The sequence below is a fragment of the Mycoplasma sp. Z386 genome (assembly GCF_054343375.1).
The window spans coordinates 1-20,644 of record NZ_JBTGVC010000005.1; the positions used below are offsets into that span (position 1 = coordinate 1).

The 20,644-nt window shown below is 24.6% G+C and carries 14 protein-coding genes and 1 rRNA gene; 5 read left to right on the plus strand and 10 right to left on the minus strand.

Annotated features, from left to right (window positions below; genetic code table 4):
* Both ACXX85_RS01145 and ACXX85_RS01150 read right to left on the minus strand, forming a co-directional pair.
* Positions 1 to 263, minus strand: a 16S ribosomal RNA gene (locus tag ACXX85_RS01145); the annotation flags it as partial.
* Positions 264 to 526: 263 nt separating this feature from the next.
* Entirely contained in the window at positions 527 to 3,883 is a 3,357-nt protein-coding gene (locus ACXX85_RS01150; RefSeq protein ID WP_458560404.1) for an exo-alpha-sialidase, read from the minus strand.
* Between the two features lie 213 nt (positions 3,884 to 4,096).
* On the opposite strand from ACXX85_RS01150, the gene ACXX85_RS01155 reads away from it, so the two are divergent.
* Positions 4,097 to 10,003: a beta-N-acetylglucosaminidase domain-containing protein gene (locus ACXX85_RS01155; RefSeq protein WP_458560405.1), complete on the plus strand. Its 5,907-nt coding sequence runs from the start codon at positions 4,097 to 4,099 to the stop codon at positions 10,001 to 10,003.
* 42 nt (positions 10,004 to 10,045) lie between these two features.
* Here ACXX85_RS01155 and ACXX85_RS01160 read toward each other — a convergent pair whose 3' ends face one another.
* From ACXX85_RS01160 to fba, 8 genes are all read right to left on the minus strand, one after another.
* Entirely contained in the window at positions 10,046 to 10,858 is an 813-nt protein-coding gene (locus ACXX85_RS01160) for a TIGR00282 family metallophosphoesterase (protein WP_458560406.1), read from the minus strand.
* Between the two features lie 23 nt (positions 10,859 to 10,881).
* On the minus strand, positions 10,882 to 11,865 hold the full coding sequence (recA, locus tag ACXX85_RS01165) for a recombinase RecA (RefSeq protein WP_458557517.1): 984 nt from the start codon (positions 11,863 to 11,865) through the stop codon (positions 10,882 to 10,884).
* 86 nt (positions 11,866 to 11,951) lie between these two features.
* A complete protein-coding gene (locus ACXX85_RS01170; protein WP_436358804.1) occupies positions 11,952 to 12,353 on the minus strand; it encodes a CinA family protein in 402 nt (133 codons plus the stop codon).
* Entirely contained in the window at positions 12,353 to 13,183 is an 831-nt protein-coding gene (locus tag ACXX85_RS01175) for an ABC transporter permease (protein WP_458557516.1), read from the minus strand. Before ACXX85_RS01175 ends, ACXX85_RS01170 begins: the two co-directional genes overlap by 1 nt.
* A 2-nt stretch (positions 13,184 to 13,185) precedes the next feature.
* Positions 13,186 to 13,974 (minus strand): ABC transporter ATP-binding protein, encoded by a 789-nt coding sequence (locus ACXX85_RS01180; RefSeq protein ID WP_436358802.1) that lies wholly within the window; start codon positions 13,972 to 13,974, stop codon positions 13,186 to 13,188.
* Positions 13,975 to 13,976: 2 nt separating this feature from the next.
* Positions 13,977 to 14,804, minus strand: coding sequence for an Hsp33 family molecular chaperone HslO (locus tag ACXX85_RS01185; RefSeq protein WP_436358801.1), 828 nt, complete (start codon positions 14,802 to 14,804; stop codon positions 13,977 to 13,979).
* Between the two features lie 51 nt (positions 14,805 to 14,855).
* Positions 14,856 to 15,404 (minus strand): thermonuclease family protein, encoded by a 549-nt coding sequence (locus ACXX85_RS01190; RefSeq protein ID WP_458560407.1) that lies wholly within the window; start codon positions 15,402 to 15,404, stop codon positions 14,856 to 14,858.
* Between the two features lie 13 nt (positions 15,405 to 15,417).
* A complete protein-coding gene (gene fba / locus ACXX85_RS01195; RefSeq protein ID WP_458559279.1) occupies positions 15,418 to 16,284 on the minus strand; it encodes a class II fructose-1,6-bisphosphate aldolase in 867 nt (288 codons plus the stop codon).
* A 116-nt stretch (positions 16,285 to 16,400) separates the two neighbouring features.
* Between fba and ACXX85_RS01200 the strand changes: the two genes are divergently transcribed.
* From ACXX85_RS01200 to ACXX85_RS01215, 4 genes are all read left to right on the plus strand, one after another.
* The gene (locus tag ACXX85_RS01200) at positions 16,401 to 17,210 is read left to right on the plus strand and encodes an alpha/beta fold hydrolase (protein ID WP_458560408.1); all 810 of its coding nucleotides are present in this window, start codon (positions 16,401 to 16,403) and stop codon (positions 17,208 to 17,210) included.
* A complete protein-coding gene (locus tag ACXX85_RS01205) occupies positions 17,203 to 18,183 on the plus strand; it encodes an aspartate--ammonia ligase (RefSeq protein WP_458557510.1) in 981 nt (326 codons plus the stop codon). Before ACXX85_RS01200 ends, ACXX85_RS01205 begins: the two co-directional genes overlap by 8 nt.
* Positions 18,184 to 18,275: 92 nt before the next feature.
* The gene (obgE, locus tag ACXX85_RS01210) at positions 18,276 to 19,532 is read left to right on the plus strand and encodes a GTPase ObgE (RefSeq protein WP_436358796.1); all 1,257 of its coding nucleotides are present in this window, start codon (positions 18,276 to 18,278) and stop codon (positions 19,530 to 19,532) included.
* Positions 19,532 to 20,638 (plus strand): hypothetical protein, encoded by a 1,107-nt coding sequence (locus ACXX85_RS01215; RefSeq protein ID WP_458557509.1) that lies wholly within the window; start codon positions 19,532 to 19,534, stop codon positions 20,636 to 20,638. Before obgE ends, ACXX85_RS01215 begins: the two co-directional genes overlap by 1 nt.
* The last annotated feature ends 6 nt before the right edge of the window (positions 20,639 to 20,644 follow it).

Below are 20,644 nucleotides of genomic sequence, written 5' to 3' on the forward strand. Positions count from 1 at the left end.
TTTACCCTACCAACTAGCTAATGTTCCGCACCCCCATTTCTAAGTGAAGCTTTGAGGCTTCTTTTAAATTTTCTTCATGCGAAGAAAACCCCTATTCGGTATTAGCTACTGTTTCCAGTAGTTATCCCAATCTTAAAGGTAGGTTAGGTACGTGTTACTCACCCATTCGCTACTAAGTCAGTGCAAGCACTGCTTCGTTCAACATGCATGTATTAGGCACACAGCCAGCGTTCATCCTGAGCCAGGATCAAACTCTTGAAATTGATTTGTGTGTTTATTATGGTTATTGCATCTAGTTTTGAAAGATCTAATTTTCATAATGATTTTGCGTGAAAATCATACAAGTTTAATTATAACACTTTTTTCAAAAAAACCAAATATTTTATGTTTTTTTTATTTTTTATAAAGTGTCGCAAAATTAAATTGCTTTATTATTCTACAATATTTTTGAAAAAATCAAAATATTTTTGTGAAATTTTTTTCTTTTTTATGTCTTTTATATTATATATATAGTAAATTGAAATTACTATTTTATTCATAATCTAAATCTATCGATTTGTATTTCTTCACCTTGCTCTCTTGCACCATCAAATCCTCCATTAAAAATTTTAAAAATTTGAGAAGATTCATATAAAGAAATAAAATCTATATAATCATTTGTTTGGTTAACCACTAAAGGATAATTGTATGCAAAATGTTCTTTTTGTTCATCATCATATTTAAATAATTCGGTTATTTGATCAAAATTACTATTAGCTATGAAAAGTGCTCCATTTCTTCTAGCAACTGTTTTTGGTAAAGCAAATAAAAAGTAATCTTTATTTTTTCAATTAAAATAACTAATACCTGAAAAAACATTTCCATCATAGTTTTGATCAATAACTATATCCTTACCTTTTGCCAAAGAATTTCCATCTGGAGAACTTCAAGTTAAACCACCATCTATACTTTTAGAAACATAAAATTTGTTTCTGTCTGTGCTTCATCCACCTGCGTTTCTTAAAAATCAATAAATTGCTCCATCATTAGCTTCTATTAGGGATGATTCTGATAAATTTGCTTTAAAACCGGTAGGTTTACTAATTTCATTTCAAGTTTGACCATTGTCATCACTATATAATAAAAACATGTCTGAAAGTGAATACATAGGTATAATTACTCTTCCATTTAAATTAGAATTTTGTTGATGGTGTAATTGAATTCCATTTCCTACTCCAGTTCCAACAAAAGGATGTTCGTTTCTCGAACTACTAAATTTTTCATCCATTCAAGTCAAGTTAGTTCATGTTTGACCGCCATCAAAACTTTCTAAAGATGCAACGTGGCTATTAAGAGCAAGAGCGTAAATTGCATATTCTGGTCTAACCGCTCCACTTTTGTATGGTTCATCAAGAACACTGTGGATTGTTTTTTTAGAATTTAAAATTTCTGGATTATCAAAATCAGTTTCTTGAACATTTTCATAAACCGAACCAGTGATGGTTCTTGTGTCACTGTGATAACTTAAATCCACATATGTGTTAGTTTCTTCTAAAACAGTTCTTTCTGTAAAGCTACTATTAAATCCAACTCCTGCTGGTAAAATGTATCTTCTGAATCAATTTTTTCTTCCATCTACTTCTTTCAAGACTGAAACTCTAGAATCAAATGAGTTAGGATCGTTGAGTTTAGTTCATAGTTTTAAATAAGCATTATTTCCAACGTAAAATCAAGGATTTCCCCTTTTTAAGTTGACAACAGATGTATCTTTTCCAGGGAAAACATCGAAAATTAACTGTAATTTATGTTTATAACTATTGCTAGTGGTATCTAAATATTTTATTTCGCTAATTATTCCATCTATTGCAATTCCACCATTGTTTCTTTTTGGAACTACAATTTTGACTACATCATAATTTTGACTTCAAGTTTTACCATTGTCTTTTGAAATTTTAACTACTTGAGAAATAGAGTTATTATAGTCCCTTTCACTTTCAATTCTTTTATCAGCAGAACTTACTAAATCACCATTTGCTAATTTTATAACACTTGGAATACGATAGGAGTGTGAGTGATCTTCATTGTGTTTAAATAATGTTTCACTAGAAAGTCTTTTTAATTTAAAGTGTTCATTTTCAATTACTTTTCCCTTAATATTGTGACTAATATACGGGTTTTTTAGCACTATTATGTTTTTTGAATTATTTTTATTGGCTATTTCAAATTTTTCATCAATGTCACTTGTATTTTTTAGTACTAAAGCCGTATTATTTAGTACAAAATAAAATATTCCATTATCTTCTGTATAAAAATTTGATTTATCACTTATTGATAATCTTAAAATTACTGCCTTATTATCAATTTTTATTCCATAATTATCAATAAGTTTTTCATAATTGTTTTCTATCAAATTTACTAAAGCATTTTTTATAGATTTACTTTTTTGTTGGTCAAAATTGTTTGAAAACAAATCATTAAGAAGATTAGTAATTTCTTGATTATTTCAGTTATTTTTTAATTTTAAGTCCACAAAAACATAGTCTTTATATTGTGATTTTTCTCAAGCACTAGAATTTACTAAATCGGGTTCTAAAGTTTTAGATAAAGGAAATTCCACATTAAATTCCCTATTAACGCTATCAATATTTAAAGTTTGAAAAGAAGATTCTCCCTTATTTTTGATGGAAACATCTTCTAAAACATAATCTTCCCCTTTTTGGGAATTTTGTATTTTAAAAGATAAAGAATTATTATCTTCATCGTATTCTAAATCAGAAGCATATATTTCTTCGTTTTGTCCATTATTATTTTTAGTAAATTTTAATTTTATACTATCGTTAATTTTACTTAATTCAATTTTTCTTGTATCTAAAACTACTCCATTTAAAACATATGTAAGTTCACTATTTTCATTTTCAAAAGGATTTGCATTTAGTTTACTAGAAATTTTTAAATCAAATTTAGCATTGGATTTAAAATGAGTATCAGAATAAGTCTTGAATTTAAAAAGGAAGTTTGAAGGATTATTAGAGTGCAAATTATAAATATTATTGTCAAAATTATTATTGATATTTTTAAATAACTCTTCTGGTTTTTTAACAAATTTTATATCTTCAAGATAATAAGTTTGTCCAGATGATAAATTATTTAAATTTACTTTTATAAAGGTTTTTCCTTGTATTTCGTTTAAAGTTCCTTTATAAATAATATAATTTCTTAAATTATTTTGCTTATAACTAAATTTAAGTTCTAATTGCTTATTATCATCTATCATTATTCCATCTTTTGAATCTAATTCAAAATTTAAAATTGCTGAATTTTCACTTAAATTTGATATTTTACTATTTTTAAAATTTATTTGTGTTAATGAAGGTTGAGATGTGATCGAAATTCCTTTTATATTGATAATTTCTTTATTTTCGTTTTCTTCAATAACAACTGACTGCACATCAAAATTTCTATTTTTAGTTAGGTTTTTCATATAAAAACTAAGTGTTTTAGTTTGCTCATTAATTGTAAAGCTATCTACAGTTTGTTCTATTTTATTGTTATCCAATAATTTTAATTTAAATTTTTTTGTGGATATTGTTTTAAATCCTGAAAAATTCATAGATAACATTAAAAGATTTTCATCTTTTTTTAAAATGGAAAAATTAAAAAATTTAACATTTTCTTTATTTTCATTTTGTGTAGAATTATCTTTTTTATCTACAACATCTTTTTTAGAATTTTCATTAGTATTAAAATGAAAATTATTTAAATTAGATAAGTCATTTTTATGATCTTTATTATCATTCTTACTTTGTTTAGAAGTTACAAAAAAATATGTAGAGAGCGAAGCAGATGTTAATGTAGTTCCTAAAAGAGCAAGAATTAATATTGTTTTTTTAGCACTCTTTTTCATATTAAAAATTTTAACACTTTTTATCTATTCGATTAAAAATTATCAAAAAATTACATTTTTTTTATATAAAAATCATTTTTTTGGTTAATTTTAAATATATTCATTATAATTAAAATATAAGTAATTATATTAAAATCACCAATCTTGCAATAAAAATATAAATTTTATATTTTTTAAGTTTATCAAAAATAATTTTTAATTATAGGAGTTTTTATGAAAATAAAAATTAAAAATATAATCAAATCTTCTTTTGTTTTATCACCAATAATTCCTCTTTCATTTTTCCTTTCTGCAGAGCAAAATACAGATAATCAAAAGAGTGATATTTACAATTTTAACCTAAATATTTTAGCTAAAAATATTCAATATAAAGATAGTTACACAGTAATAAAAAAGGATATCAATTTTGTAACTAGTGAAAGCAAAATTAATGATGAATTAAATTCTTTAATAGATTTTTTAAAAGCAAAAGAATTTAATATTTCCATTTCTTCTAAAATAGAAGAGAATAAGACCAATATTGTTATTTCAAACTCAAGTACAAAAAATGATTATATAGATTCTTTATTTAAAAATTATTCTGTTTCTTTTGAATTTCAAACTAATCATAATGATGAATACTTTATTGAAAGTAATGATGCAAATATTTTCTTTTTAACAGCACAAAACGATAGAGGAATATACTATGGTATTCAAAAAATTCAAGATATTATTGAAAATAGTGATAATTTAGCTATTCAAAATTTTAAATTAAATGATTTTTTTGACATTCCTAACAGGGCCATTTATGATGATTTAAATTTAAGTATGGAAACAATTAAAGAAAATATTCAAATTTCTAGCAAAAATGGTTTTAATATTTATTCTTTCTTTGATAAAAACAATCCTAAAAATAGCGAAAAATGAAGAGAATTATATTCTGAAAAGGAACTTCAGAATATAAAAGAACTTTCTAATTTTGCACAAAAACATAATATTGATTTTATTTACAATATTGATTTTTTTCAATATGAAACTATAAATGGTGGCGATAATTATAGTTCTGATTTAGAAATTTTAAAAGGAAAACTTAAACAATTAATTAATATAGGAATTAAATCTTTTGGATTTGTTGCTTCTTCTGAAAATAATTTAACTACCGATCTTCAAGTAAAATCTTTAAATGATTTAACAAATTGACTTACAGAAATAAAAGAAAATTATGATTTAAACGACAACATTTACTACTTTTTAAACAATTCTAGTGATGAATCTATTCCTAATTATGTTTCTAATTTTAATGAAAAAATAAAAATTGTAATGACAGGAAAAGAAAATCACTACAATTTTAATAATGAATTTATTGATAGTTTTAATCGTGTAACTAGTAAAAAAGCTAATATTATGTTTAATACCATAAGTTCCTATAATAAAGGAACTATTAAATGAAATATTATTGATAATAATATTGAAAATAATTTTTTAGAAAAATTAAATTCTTATATTGTAACTGTTTCAAATAATACACAAGTTAATGATTTTTATCTTAAACAATTTAATCTTAAATTTTTATATAATATTCAAAATAAAGAACTCTTACAAAAAAATATAATTAAAAATATTTTAAAAGTAAATTCAATAAATGATAATTCAATTCAGGCATTTTTAGAAACTTACAAATATATTATTAACCAAAATCAAAATGAGAATTTTAGTGCTTTATTTGATGTTTTGATTCAAAAAATCAAAAATAAAAACATTACTGAATCAGATTTAAATGAATTGAAAACTATGTTTCAAAATTTTGATAGTAATGTAAAATTATTGTTAAATTTAAATAATGATTTTATAACATCTTTAAAACCTTGATTAACAAAATTATCATTATTATCAAATAGTTTTTTAAATTTAGTTAACTCAATTGTATATAAAAGTCATAATATAATTTCAGAATCTAGTAAAAATCTTGTAATAACTGAAAAAATGTTGAATCAAGCTAAAACAATGGTTTTTAGTGATTCAAATATAAAAATAAATGGAGAATTTGATAAATTTATTCCTTATCTTGAAAAGATAATAATATATTTAAAAAATTCTTCAGAAATTTTAATAAATAAAGATATTCATAGTGTAACTCAAAAATTTATTAGTAATAGAGGTAATAATTCCAATCTTTCTTTAGGTGTGTCTATAGAGAATATATTCAAAAAATCAAATGAATCAGTCGCAGTATTTGATGGTAACAACAATAGAATTAATGCTAATGAATATATAGGTTCAGAATTTTCCAGTCCTATAACTTTAAACAAAATTTATCTAAAAATGGGTGGTGGAGCAGATCATTTTTATAATTTTGTTTTTGAATATCTCCAAGATGGTGAACAAGAATGAAAAAGCATTGGAGATGCTTACGTTTCTAATAGAGGAAATTTTAATCCTATAACTATTGAAAATTTAAATATTCCAAATGTAAAATCAGTAAGAGTTAGAAATTTACAAGATAACAGCGACAATGGATGGATAAGATTATTTAATTTTGTAATAAATGATTATGACGAAAAAGACTCTATTTATGAATGATTCAAGGACGGAGTCTTTAATCAAACGGATTCTCCAAATTTACAAACTCACGGCGGTAATTCAAAAAATATTTTAGATAACAACGAAAATACAGAATGATGAATTACATCTAATGGTTCAGGTAATTTTGCACAAAATGCTGCTGTTTCTATTTCATACCCTTCTAGAAGGTATATTACAAAAGTTTTAGTTGAGCAAGGTGCTTCAAAAGAATCAGATACTCTAACTGATTTTCATATTGAATATTTTGATTATGATTCAAATTCTTGAAAACAATTTGGTTCATATCATTTAAATAATAAAAAAAGACAAATAATTTCTGGAATTGGTTTCACAGATAAACTAAGAATAGTTAATGATGTTTCCAGACCTATTTGGTGACGTCTTGGAACTTTTGTAGCAGGCGGAGAACAAAAATCATTAAAACCCGAATTTACTATCAAAAGTCCAAATTTACAAATTGCCAATAGCGAAACCGTTAATAATGAATCTAAAAACAATCTTTTTGATTATATAACTGATAAAGATGATTCCACATATGCCTTAATTTCCCGTATAAACGATAATGGAACCATTAAAGAAAATGACTATTTAGATATTTTATTTAATGATTACAGAGAAATTAAAGCAGTAAGATTATTACAAAAAGAAGGTAATACTTTAAATCATTTTAAAATTCAAAAAATTATTAATAACACTTATACAGATTTAACGCAAGAAATTAATTCCAATAACAATGATGAAATTTCAATTGCTATTCCTGAAAATTCAGGAAAAATGAATGGAATTAGAATTATTTCTACTAGAAATTCTTTAACTTGATGAGCATTAAAATCAGTTGATATCATTAATAAAGAAGTTCCTACAAATGAAAATGTTTTTGTGTCCAACAAAAATAAAAGAAATAATTTCAATGTTCTTGTAGAAAATAATAAATTTACTTTATTAAATGCTGATTTAAGTCAAAACCAAACTTATACATTAGAATCAAATGAGTATATAGGGATTGATTTTAAAAAAATATATAAACTCAAACAAATAGAAAATCAGTTAAATGATCCAAACTTAAAATTGTTCTATTCCATAAATGGTGTAATATGAACAGAAATTACAGATGCTAACAATATAGACACAAATACAAAAGCTAGATACTTAATTATTAGAAATATTTCAGAGGTTAGTCAAGAAATTTCTTTTCAAAAATTAGTCGTTTATACAGAAAATAAGATTGAATTTGGAAAAATCATAGACACTAATCTAAATTCTAAAAATATCGATAAAAAGGTTGAATTTGACAACAATATCAATACAAGTAGAGTTTTTGAAAATCCAAGTGATGGAAAATTTGTAACATATGATTTATCTAAAAATATCGATATTGATTCAATAAAAATTTTCAATTCTAAAGAAAGTTATGATTTTCCAAGATTTATAAGTGTTGAAGTTTCTAGTGATAAAATCACTTGAACAAAAGCTTTTGATATTAGCGATGATTCAATAAATAATAATGCAAAACTATCTGAAACCACTTTTGGTTTAAACGATCCTAAATATCCTGATTTTAAATATTGAGAATCTTCTGATTTAAACTTATTAAATGTAAGATATTTAAGACTAAAAATAACTCATAATTATCCAGAAAATAAAAAATTAGAAATAAATGAAATTATCATCAATGATCAAAGTTCGCCAAAAGATGAGTACGATTTTAACTTATCCGGAACTAGCCTAGATAGTAATCCTAATCTTATGTTTGATAAAGATTTGACAACAAGTTTTATTCCTACAAATTCCAACGGAATTATCAAAATTGCTTTAAATTCTGATGATATTAAAAATAAAATGGTTAGAATTTTAAGTGAAAATACATCTAAAAATGTTCAATTTAAAGCAAGGATGTTTAATCTAGAAAGTAACTCTGAAAAAGAAATTTTAATTGGTTCATTAGTTAATAATTTAATGTTTTTTAACTTACCTTCTAATATTAATGAAAAAATTATCGAATTAATAATTGAATGGAATGATTTTAAACCAAATATAAACGAAATTTCCTTTATGAACAATTCTAACAATGATAGCAGCAATGCTAAAAATTCTTTAAGAGAATTTATTAACAACCAACCTGAAAACTTTGATAATTGAACAGATGAATACAAAGATAAATATAACGAAATAAAGGAAAACTCAAGTATTGCTTTAAATTCCAAATATCTTTTAGATGCTACTTTTATAGATTTACAAAACCATTTAAACTTTATTAAAAATAAGGCTGAATTAGTAGCTGATTATAGTCCAATAAAAGAATTAATTGATAACAAAATAACTAATATAAATGAATTTTATACAGAAAATTCCTTTATAAAATATAAAAATAGCATAACAGATGCTGAAAAATTATTAACAAAAAGTACTAATATAAATAATTCTAAATTAGAGAAAATTAAAAATGAAATTAATTCAGCAAAATCTCAATTAATTTTCTCTATAAAGCAAAAATCAATAGCTTATGAAAATTATTTCATATATACTAACTTGGAGAGAGTTTTATACACTACTGATTCAATAAAAAATTTAGATATTGTAGCAACTGATTTGAAAAAATTACTAGATACAGTCGAAACTCATCCATCAACTTTTTTAGTTGCTAACAATTCTTTTAAAGAAAAAATTAATTTATTAAAATTAAATGAAAGTGGTGAAAAACTAAAAGAATTAAAAAATATTTTATTTGAAGCTGAAGCCATAAAAAAAGAAGATTTTAAAAACTGAACAACTTTACTTACTCATCTTCAAAATGAAATTCAAAAAACAAATGATTTAATTCAAAATAAAAATAAAACTTTTTCTTCAATAGAAGAGCAAATAAATATTCTACATAAAACTATTAAAGAATATGAAAAAGAAAAACAAAAGAAAATTGATTCTTTAAAAACTCATATTGATAATAATTATTTATATTTAAAAGATTATTTTATTAAAGAAACTTTTGCAAATTATAAACAAACATTAAAAAATATAAATAATAAAATAAATAATTTAGAAATTTCAGAAACTAATATATCTAACAATTTAACAGAAATTAAAAGTTCTATTAGTCAATTAAAAATTGATGAAAACTATCTAAAACAACAGATAAATTTAGTTAAAGAAAAAAAAGTTCAAGATTGGTTGAATCAAGTTTATAAAAACGTTAATACTCATCAGCAATCTCTTAAATTTTTAGATGATCTATATAATTACCAAAATCCAGATTTCTTAAAAAGCATAAACGAATATAAAGATTTATTAAGAAAATCAATAGAATCAATAAAAGACAAATCATTATATAACTCGTTATTTTCTAATATAAATAAATCTTATAATAAAAATTCTTTAGACAACCTAAAAGAAGAAATCATCAATTACAATAAAACATCTGAAAATAAACAAACTGATAAAATTAGTAAAACAAATAATATTACATCTATAGCTTTAGGTACAACTTTTGCTTTATTATCCATTTTTACATTAGGTGGATTTCTTATATATTACTGATTTTGAAAAAAGAAAAAATTAAAATAAAGTTATTTAAAAACACAAATCAAAAAGGATTTGTGTTTTGTTTTACTTGTTTAAAAAAATTTTTTCTATTTGGTTTAATTTTTTATTTTCTTTGTTTAATTTTAAAAATACTGCATTAAATTGTACATCGTTATCAGAAACTTTGAATCTTACTTTTTTGTTAAATCTCATTTTTTCATAAACTTCTTCAAAATTAGCACCAATTGCACTATTTTTTGGTCCCGTCATACCGACATCACTAATATATAAAGTTCCATTAGGTAGTTTTTTATCATCATTAGTTTGAACATGTGTATGAGTTCCTAATAATGCATCAACTTTTCCATCTAAATATAAACCAAAAACATTTTTTTCAGAAGTTGTTTCAGCATGAAAATCTATAATATGAAAATCTTCAGATTCTTCTTGTTTACTTATTATTTCATCTATTGCATCAAAAAAAGAATTAGCTTCTTCTTGTTTTCAAGGAGAATTTAGTTTATTAAATGTTTTTCCAAGCATAGAAGTGACTCTAATATTAAAACCATTTATGGAAAAAACACTAGAACCAGAGCCAGGATAATCACTTGTTATTACGTTGTAAGGTCTTAAAACATTTTTATTATCAATAATTTTATATATATCTTCATTTGCTCAAACATGATTTCCAAGTGTAAAAACATTTACTCCGATTTTCATCATCTTTTCATAGTCTTCAGAATTTAGTCCTTTTCTTCCTGAAACATTTTCAGATTGAGCGATAATTAAATCTATTTCATATTTTTCTTTAACTACTGGTAAAAATTTTTCAATACATTTTATTCCAGGAGTTCCAAAAACATCTCCAATAAACAATATACCTATTTCTTTTTTCATAATAAATATATTTTATAGCATTTTTAATTTTCTTCTAATTTATCTAATACTTTTTGTTTAATTTCTTCAAAAAATGATTGAGAATTTTCTAAATATAATCTTAAATTTACTTTTCCTTGTGCTATATTTTCTCCATTATATGAGTATCAAGCACCTTTTTTTATTAAAATTCCAAAATCTTCAGCTAATTGTGCAATTTCAGCATATTTTGAAATTCCTTGAGAAAAAATAATTTCCACATTTGCTGTTTTAAAAGGTATAGATAATTTATTTTTTACTACTTTAATTTTTACAAGGTTTCCAGTTATATCACTTCCTGTTGTTAATTGTGTAGATTTTCTAACTTCCATTCTAATAGAAGAATAAAATTTAAGTGCTCTTCCACCAGGAGTGGTTTCAGGATTACCGAAAATTACACCAACTTTTTCTCTAATTTGATTAATAAAAATTACAGTTGTTTTATTTTTATTTAAAGAACCTGTTATTTTTCTTAAAGCTTTTGACATCAAACGAGCTTGAGCACCTATTGTTTGATCTCTCATTTCTCCATTTAATTCTGCTTCAGGAACTAAAGCAGCAACAGAGTCAACAACTATTAAATCAATTGCTCCTGTTCTCACTAAAGTATCAACGATTTCGAGAGCTTGCTCTCCAGAATCAGGTTGTGATAAAATCAAATTATTTATATTTATTCCAAGATTTTTTGCATATGTTGGATCGATAGAATGTTCAGCATCTATAAATGCTGCTATTCCTCCATTTTTCTGTATTTCTGCTATTGCATGTAAACTAATTGTTGTTTTTCCTGAAGATTCAGGACCAAAAATTTCGATAATTCTGCCTTTAGGAAAACCTTTAATACCTAAAGCATGATCGATAGCTATAGAACCTGAAGAAAAAGTTTCTGTATCTACTGGAGGTTTTTCCCCTAATAACATAATTGATTCTTTACCGAATTTTTTTTCTATTTCATTTAATGCTTCTTTTAAAATTTTATTATTTTCCATATTTTTCACCTCTATTAAAATTTCTTAAAATTTGCTTTTCTATTGAAAAAAAACAAAAATAGGAAAAAACGTTGAATTTTCCTATTTTAAGATTTTAATTTTAGAAATTTTTCATAAGCAAAATCTACTGCTTGATTAATTATTTGTTCTCTATTTCCGCTTAATAATAAAGGAAAAACTTCATCATTTATAGCTATATAAACTTCGCCTACCGCTTTATTTTCCATAACTGTCGGTCCTGCATTTCCTGTAAATGAAATACAAAAATCTACATTAAAAAATTCTTTGCCTTTTAAAGACATATTAAGTGCAGTTTCTGAATTAACCACACCTTTTGATGTGTTAACACCTAATTTTTCCTTTATTTCATTTTGGTAGGTCACCAATGAACCTTTGAAATATTTAGAAGCACCTGGTTCTAAAACCAATCTACTTGCAAATGCCCCACCTGTAAAAGATTCTACTGAAGCGAATGTTTTTACTTTCATTATTCACCTCATTTAAATTTTTTAACAGAAATTAAAATGAAAATAGCTGCAATTGTTATTCCAATTATTGGAAATCCAAAACTTTGTCATCCCATGTTTTCATATAAATTACTATATCCACCATTTTTGAAAACCTCAAATAAAGGATCTGTGGAATATTTTGTAGGAACTAAATATGAAAAATATTTAATAGCTGGCGCATATTCTAAATTAGGTTGTCCATTACCAAAACCACCAGATAAAAAGGAAATAGGGAAGAAAATTAAATTAGCTACTGATGATGCTCCAATTGTGCTATTTATAGTAGAAATTATTAAAAATCCCATAGAAATTGAAATTAAGAAAACAAGGGCAATTAAAGGCAAAATGCTCAATAATCCTATGTTAAAACCAATTCCAAAATCTAAATATTTATTAAAACCAAGTAATAAGGATCCTAATAAAGGAACTCAGATGATTACAAATAAAGTTCATACAAATTGGTAAAACAAACTAGCTATCATAAAATGTGTTTTACTTATATTGGCAGAACCAATTCTTTTTATAAGTGTTGATTTTTTGAAATCAACTATTATTGTTGAAAAACCTATTAATCCATTAGAAATAATTGTTGAGATTAAAACTCCAACAATTATTGATTTAGCTAGTGAATATATTTGAGTTTCAATGGTTGCTTGAGGTAAACCTGTTTTTTCTAAACTAGATAGTGTGGTTGAATAAGTTACATTTCCTAAAAGTAAGAAAACTAAAAATGGTCAAAAAACAGTAAAAAATGGACCAAAAAATCCTTTTCAGTAATAAGCATTAATTAATTTAAAAATCGCTTTCATATTTATCCTCTTTTTCTTAATTTTTCCTTTATTTTAGTTAAAAAACTTTTGTTTTTTGTTTTTTCGTTTTCCTTTTGTTTTTCATCTTCTTCTGAATATACTGTATCAAAAAACTCATCAACAAATGTATCTATATTTCCCTTTGTTCTTAGTAAATTATCAATTGTTTCATTTACAAAAATCTTTCCTTTATTTAATATCACAATTTTATTACACATTTTCAATGCTTCAGAAGTATTGTGAGTAATTAAAATTAGTGAACAATTAACATTCGCCCCTAAATAATCCATAACATATTGTCTAATTTCTCTTCTTATTTTAATATCTAATCCTGTTGATAATTCGTCCAAAATTAAAAAATTTGGTTTATGTACAAGTGATAATAAAATATTTACTCTTTGTTGTTGTCCGCCAGATAATGTATAGATTTGTTTATTTTCTAATTCCTTTAGTCTAAATTTCTTTTTTAAATCTTCAACATACTCTTGACTAACTTGTTCTCTACCATAACTGTCAAGATAAAAATCAATCAACATTTTTACAGTTATTCCATGCGGATATTTAGATTCTTGAAATTGAATACCTAATTTTAGATTTTCATCTCATCAAACTTCACCAGATGTAGGTTTTTTAATTCTTGCTATGATTTCAACAGTGGTCGATTTTCCTGAACCATTACCACCTAACAAAGCTATTCTTTCACCTTGATAAATATCAAAGTTAAAGTTTTCTAAAACTTTTTTATGTCCATAAAACTTATTTATGTTTTTTAATGAAATAATTTTTTTCATAATTATTTAAAATCCTCTCTGTAAAAATAGAAATTTTCTTTACAAAAATGACATTCTACTTCTATTTTCCCATCTTCATTCAGAATTTTGTCAATTTCTGTTTTTTCTATTAATTTTAATGAAGATAATACTTCTTCTTTATTAAATTTACATTCTCAAAAATACTGTTTTTCCTGTAAAAACGTTGCTTCCATTGAGTCTATGTATTCTTCTAAAGACATATTATCTAAATTATTATTTTTTAAAAAGTTTTCAATTCATACGATATCTTCTTCTGTGTGACTTGGTAATAATTGAAAAATCACTGAATAAACTCTTTCAAGTGTTTGTTTGTTTTTAAATTTAACACTTGAAATTATCGCTGTATATATTTGTTCAGAAACTTTAAAATAATAGGCTAAATCTGTAACAATATCTGACTTCATTAGTTTAACTTCTCCACCAAAATGTTGAGATCCATTATTTCTTGTAATTCTTAAAAATCCATCATTACCTAAACCAAGAACAAGTGGTATATTTTCAAAATCTGAATCATCTTTTTCTGTAACAATATCATTATTATCTAATAAAGCCCTTAATGAACCATCTGTTCTTGATTCAACAATCAAATTTTTTATTGTTCCATTTTCACTTTTAATAAATGTAGTTACTTTTCCACTTTTTATTGATAAAATTGAAGAAAGTGGACCAAAAACAGAAATTGCTTTTGCTAAAACTAAAGCTGGAAATGGATTACATTTTTGCACTTCAATATTTTTTTGTGCTGATTTTGTTAAATCAGAAACTATTATCCTTATATTATTCTTTATAAAAATTTGAACTTTATCCATAATTTCAAAATTATACCACTATTATTTTTTTAAAATATAAAAACTATTACCTTAATATAAGGCTTTTTCAACTTCTTTTTGTGATGAATAAAATTTTCAAAAACCTAACTTGTTTTTTTGAGCATAATGAAAATCAGAAAGAAGTTGATCATAATAATCAATATCTTCAGTATAAAAAGGAGAAGTTTTATCAATTGAAATGTATCTGACTATTACTAGACCGTTTCTTAATAATTGACGTCCTATATCAATATTATTTATAAAAATTTTAGACACATTTCTTTTATATTTATCTTTTTTAATAATTTGAATTTGAATTTCTTTTTTATCAATCTGTTTTCTTAAAAAATTTCTCGCTAAAAGAGCATAATAATGTTTATTTCCTTTTGTTTCGACCCCATCTCTATCTTTTATTTCTGGAGCGTCTATTCCAAAAAATCTATACCTTTGATTCTTATTATCCGTAAATGTATCACCATCATAGACTGAATTCACAAAATATGTTTTTGTTTTTGTTTCAGTCTTTATAGAGCATGAAACTATAAAAAAATTAAAGAATAAAAAGAAAATGAAAAGGATTTTTCCTAAAATTTTCCGCATAAAAAAATAGAGTCTATTTAACTCTATTTTCTGATCCAAATTCTTTAATTTTTTCAATTACTGTTTGTCTCATCGCTGCTGTTCCTGGAGCATATAATTTTCTTGGATCAAAGTTTTTTCCTTTTTTAGCTTCTCCAGATTCAACATATGCTCAAATAGCTTTAGCATTTGCTTGTTGTAATTCAGTGTTTACATTAATTTTTGCAATTCCTAAAGAAATTGCTTTTTTAATTTGATCGCTTGGTATTCCTGAACCACCATGTAGAACAAGACCAATTTTTGCTTTAGCAGAAATTTCTTGTAAAGCTTCAAAATTTAATGATTTTCATGAAGCAGGGTATGGACCGTGAATATTTCCAATTCCCGCAGCTAACATATCAATTCCTAAAGCTGCCATTTTTTTAGCTTCTTCTGGGTTTGCTAAATCTCCATTTCCTACGATTCCATCTTCTTCACCACCAATAGTTCCTACTTCAACTTCTACAGAAACTCCGTGTACTAAAGCAAGTTTGGTTAATTTTTTAGTATTGTTATAGTTTGTTTTAAAGTCAGAATGTGATCCATCATACATTACTGAAGTATATCCTTCTTTTATAGCTTTAACACAAGCATCATATGAACCATGATCAAGGTGTAGAGCTACTGGGATGGTTATTTTTAATTCACTAATTAACCCTGTAACCATTCCATAAATGGTTTTAAAACCACCCATATATTTAACAGCACCTTCTGAAGTTGCAAGAATTAAAGGTGATTTCATTTCTTGAGCTGCTAATAAAACTGTTTTTGCTCATTCTAAATTATTGATATTAATGTGTGGAATAGCATATTTTCTTTTATATGCATCTTTCATCATTAATTTTGCGTTTACTAAACTCATTTTTCTCCTTGTTTATTTTTATTATGCTTATTTAATTATATTTTATTTTTGAAGAAAATTATATAATTTAATAAAAAAGTATTTTTTAAAATTAAAAGAAAAAGGAAAACTAAAAAATGAAAAAAATAAAATATGATTATCCCTTTGTTTTCAAAGATAATAATCAACCCAAAAATCCCGTAATTTTTGTTCATGGTTTTAATTCAAATCACAGCAGACACAATGTTTTTATGGATAAATGAACTTTAAGTGATTATTATGCTATATCTTTTCCTGGAAATGATTTATTAGAAGCTAAAAATAACGATGAAATTAGCGTTTATTCTTTTGCAAATCTTTTAATTAAATTTATTAAAGAAAATAATTTAAAAGATGTGGTCTTAATCGGTCATTCTATGGGTGGGGGAATAATTTCTCTTGCTTATTTACAAGAACCATCTTTATTTTCAAAATTAATTTATGTAGCACCAATGAACAAATCTTCACTAGTTAAAAAAGAAGATTACTTTAATTCTTATTTTCCAAAAACTTTTGAAGAATATAAGACATTTTTGAAAGCTTTGTATTATGATCCAACACCTTTATTTATGAATAAAGAGTTTATCGAAAAAGAAAAAAATAATTTTGATCCTTATCTATTCAACAATCCAACTATAGTGAAATTAGGGGAAAGTTTGCCAAATATAAATTTAATGAATAATATAGAAAAAGGTTTAAATTCAATTAAAATTCCTACTTTATTGTTACTTGGAGAAAAAGATGCTGTTATAGACAGGGAAAATTGTATAAAATATTTTTATAATAATGTTAAAAATATTCAAATAGAAGTTTTTGAAAAAGTGGGTCATATGATTTACTATGAAAACTTTGAAAAATATTTTAATATAATTAAAGATTTTTATTTAAAAGGAGAAAAAAATGAATAAAACAAAATTAAATATAAAAGAAACACAATTAGCAATTCAAAACTTAAAAAAAATATTTCAAGAAGAAATTAAAAAAGAATTAAATCTAACTAGAGCTACCGCTCCTCTTTTTGTTGAAAAACAAACAGGGTTAAATGATGGTTTAAACGGAGAATCACCAGTAAGTTTTACCACTAAAAATAGTGATGTTAAACTAGAAGTTGTTCACTCACTTGCTAAATGAAAAAGACAGGCTTTAAAAGACTATAATTATGACTTTTATGAAGGTATTTATACAGACATGAATGCAATCAGAAGAGAAGAAGACTTAGATGAATTACATTCATACTATGTAGATCAATGGGACTGAGAAAAAATTATAAAAGCTTCTGATAGAAATATTGATTTTTTAAAAAGCATTGTTAATAAAATTTACAAAGCAATTTTGAAAACCAAAGAAGAATTAAAAAAGCAATTTCCCGTATTAAAAGAAGAATTAGTTAAAAATGTTTTCTTTATTTCTTCGCAAGAATTAGAGGATTTATATCCTAACTATTCCGTTAATGAAAGAGAAAATTTAATTACCAAATCAAAAGGAACTGTCTTTATTTATCAAATAGGACACAAAATGAAATCAGGTTTGATTCAATCATTAAGAGCGTTTGATTATGATGATTGAAATTTAAATGGTGATTTAATAATTTATTCTCAAACTCTTGAAAAAGCAATTGAAATTTCTTCAATGGGTATTAGAGTAGATTCAGAGTCCATTTGTACTCAAGCAAATAAATCAAAAGCAGAAGTGGAAAAAATTTCACCATATCACTTTAATGTTGTAAACAATCTTTTACCTTTAACAATTGGGGGTGGAATAGGACAAAGTAGATTAAGTATGCTTTTACTTGAAAAACAACATATAGGTGAAGTACAATCCAGTTTTTGACCTAAAGAATATAAAGAAGAATTAGCAAAAAAAGGAATAAAACTTTTATAACAAGTTTGATTCTTTCTTTTTTATTTGTGTAAATGTGTTATTATTTAAAATACTAAATAATATTAGCATTTATTTATAGATATGGAGAATTAATGAAATTTATAGATGAAGTAAAATTGAAAGTACAAGCCGGAAAAGGCGGCAATGGAATGATTGCTTTCAGAAGAGAAGCACACGTTGATCGTGGTGGCCCTGATGGCGGTGACGGTGGTAATGGAGGTTCTATTTATTTTGTAGGAGATCCTGGAATGAACACCCTTCTTCCTTTGTATTTAAAGAAAATAATTAAAGGAAATGACGGGGAAAATGGTAGAAGAAAAAATCAATATGGAGCCGCTGGAAAAGATATTTATATCAAAGTACCAATAGGAACTCTTATTTATGATGGAAATAAATTGTTGCACGATATCATAACAGAAGAAAATTATTTAATAGCAAAAGGTGGTAAAGGTGGAAGAGGAAACACTAAATTTAAATCTTCCAAAAATACTGCTCCCAAAATTAGCGAAAATGGTGATTTTGGTGAAAAATTTAATCTAACTCTAAATTTAAAAGTTTTAGCTGATGTCGGTTTTTTAGGAAAACCTTCAGCTGGAAAATCTACAATTTTATCTAGAATTTCAAATGCAAAACCAAAAATTGCAGATTATCATTTTACAACTTTAGTTCCACAATTAGGACTTGTTCAAGTTTTTGAAAATTCCTTTGTTGCTGCTGATTTACCAGGTTTAATTCAAGGAGCGGCACAAGGTAAAGGACTTGGAATTCAATTTTTAAAACACATTGAAAGATGTAGAGTTATCGCTCATATAATTGATTTTGGTGACGAAACTAAGAATCCAATAAAAGACTATATTGAAATTAATGAAGAATTAAAAACTTATAATTTAAATTTAGAAAAAAGAAAACAAATAATAGTTGCTAATAAATCAGATCAAGAAGTTTTTAAAAAGCAACTATCTAAATTTAAAAGGAAATTTAAAAATTTAGAAATAGTGGAAATTAGTGCGATTGAAAATAAAAATATTGATACATTAAAAATCAAACTTTGAGAAGCATTAGAAAAAGAAAAAACCCCTATTTTTGAAAAAACTTTCTCTGAAGTTACAATTACTTTAGAAAAATATCACGAAGTTAAAAAAATACACGAAGGACTGTTTGAAGTGTTTGGTCCTGAAGTGGAAGAAATTTACAACAAAATTCCTATTGTATCACATGATAATTTAATGAGATTTAATCAAAAACTAAAAGAAATTGGTGTTTGAAATGAACTTATTGAACTCAACATACAAGCTGGTGATGTAGTTAGAATATATGAATATGAATTTGTTTGGGAGGATGAACAATAATGGAAGGATTTATTGGTTCAATTTTAAATACATTAAACTCAATGAAAGGTTCTTCACCACATATTTGAGTTCCAATTTTATTTGCTTTTTCTATACTTTTTTCTTTAGTTACCGGTTATTTTTTAAAACTTAAATTTACCATTTTTAAGTTTGTTTCCATAATTATAACTATAATTGGTACAGTCATTTTTTATAGCATTGCTAATAAATATGCTAAAGAACATTTTGATGATCCGGAAGGTTTTACTACTTTAGCTGCAACAGTAGTTGCATTAATAGTTTATTGAATTTTTAGATTTATTTTCTTTACAATTGCACTAGTAATAGCAATTTTCAGTAAAATTAAAAAGAAAAAAAGCAATAAAACTTTTACTAAAATAAGCAAATTAATTTATGGTGGTGTTTTTGCAGGAACTAATCTATTGTTAACAGTGCCAGGTGCTCTTCTGTTTTCTAATGTATTGCTTTTCCCTTCTGATAAAAAAACAAGTTATGCAAATTCTACAGAGATTGGTGTAAAAATACTGACAGGTGGTAAAGGTACAGGAATTCATAACTTATATGGAATTATTAAAAATGGAGCAGATCTTGCAACTAATATTAACAAATTACAAGATTTATTAACCAAAGATTATAAAAATTTAAGCGAAGAAGATAAAGAAACACTTAAAAAAATATTAACTGATGTTTCTAATTTAGTTAATGATCAAAGAATACAAAACATTGTATTTCCAATTATAAAAAATCAATTTGAATCATTTAATGTAGAACCTACTTTAAATGAAGTAGTTGATAAAACCATAAAAAGATTAACTGCAGATCGCCCAGATTACTTAGTAGCAACAGCAGAAGAAAAGAAAAAAATTGTTACTGAATACTTAAAAGAAAATATACAAAAATTATATAATGAAGCAAAATTAACAAACCCTGACATTGATGAACAAAATGCAAAAATTAAAGACTTACTTTCTAACATCAATGACAAAACAGAAAAAAAACTTGTTGATTTTGTAACTCCTTTAATAAAAAGTGAAGAATTAAAATCAAAAGTTGATATCCAAAATGCTTTAGAAACAATTATTTCTTTCTTCAAACATGAAAAATAAAAGTAA